The sequence below is a fragment of the Thalassovita aquimarina genome, from assembly GCF_018219815.1.
In the GTDB taxonomy this organism is placed as follows: Bacteria; Pseudomonadota; Alphaproteobacteria; order Rhodobacterales; family Rhodobacteraceae; genus Thalassobius; species Thalassobius aquimarinus.
Genome location: NZ_JADMKU010000053.1, coordinates 1 through 1,431, shown reverse-complemented (window position 1 = coordinate 1,431; position 1,431 = coordinate 1). Strand labels below are relative to the sequence as shown.

General features: G+C 65.1%; 1 protein-coding gene. It reads left to right on the top strand.

The features are described from left to right. The coding region (gene lpdA, locus IT775_RS21130; RefSeq protein ID WP_212703229.1) for a dihydrolipoyl dehydrogenase at positions 1–1,380 on the top strand (1,380 nt) is incomplete at its 5' end. Positions 1,381–1,431: the final 51 nt, after the last annotated feature.

Genomic DNA, 1,431 nt, shown 5'->3' with positions numbered 1-1,431 from the left:
TTTGATGTCGTCGTGATCGGGGCTGGTCCCGGTGGGTATGTTGCCGCGATCCGGGCCGCGCAGCTGGGGCTGAAGGTCGCGGTGGTGGAACGCGAACACCTGGGCGGCATCTGCCTGAACTGGGGCTGCATTCCGACCAAGGCGCTGCTGCGGTCGTCGGAAGTGTTCCACCTGATGCACCGGGCCAAGGAATTCGGGCTGAGCGCCGAGGGCATCGGCTATGACCTCGACGCGGTAGTGAAGCGGTCGCGCGGCGTCGCGAAGCAGCTGTCGGCGGGCGTCAAGGGATTGCTGAAGAAGAACAAGGTCACCGTGTTCATGGGCGCGGCGACGCTGCCCGCCAAGGGCAAGGTCAGCGTCAAGACCGACGCGGGCACCGAGGAGCTCAGCGCGAAGAACATCATCCTGGCCACCGGCGCGCGGGCGCGCGAACTGCCCGGGCTGGAGGCCGATGGCGACCTGGTCTGGACCTACAAGCACGCGCTGCAGCCGCCCAGGATGCCGAAAAAGCTGCTGGTGATCGGGTCGGGCGCGATCGGCATCGAGTTCGCCAGCTTCTACAACACGCTGGGTGCCGACACGACCGTGGTCGAGGTGATGGACCGGGTGCTGCCGGTGGAGGACGAGGAGATCTCGAAATTCGCCAAGAAGCAATTCGTCAAGCAGGGCATGACGATCATGGAAAAATCCATGGTCAAGCAGCTCGACCGCGCCAAGGGCAAGGTCACCGCGCATATCGAAACCGGCGGCAAGGTCGAGAAGCACGAGTTCGACACGGTGATTTCCGCCGTCGGCATCGTCGGCAATGTCGAGGGGCTGGGCCTGGAAGGCCTGGGCGTGAAGATCGACCGCACCCATGTCATCACCGATGAATTCTGCCGCACCGGGGTCGACGGGCTCTATGCCATCGGCGACATCGCCGGCGCGCCCTGGCTGGCGCACAAGGCCAGCCACGAAGGCGTGATGGTGGCCGAACTGATCGCCGGCAAGCATGCCCACCCGGTGCAGCCCGAAAGCATCGCCGGCTGCACCTACTGCCAGCCACAGGTGGCCAGCGTCGGTTATACCGAGGCGAAGGCGAAGGAACTGGGCTACGACGTCAAGGTCGGCCGCTTCCCCTTCATCGGCAACGGCAAGGCGATCGCCCTGGGCGAGGCCGAGGGGATGGTGAAGACCGTGTTCGACGCCAAGACCGGCGAGCTTCTGGGCGCCCACATGGTCGGCGCCGAGGTGACCGAGCTGATCCAGGGCTACGTGGTGGGCCGGCAGCTGGAAACCACCGAGGAAGACCTGATGAACACCGTCTTCCCGCACCCGACGCTGAGCGAGATGATGCACGAAAGCGTGCTCGACGCCTTCGACCGGGTGATCCACATCTGAGCGGGACCACCCCGGCAAAAAGAAACGGCGCGGAAATCCCGCGCCGTTTTT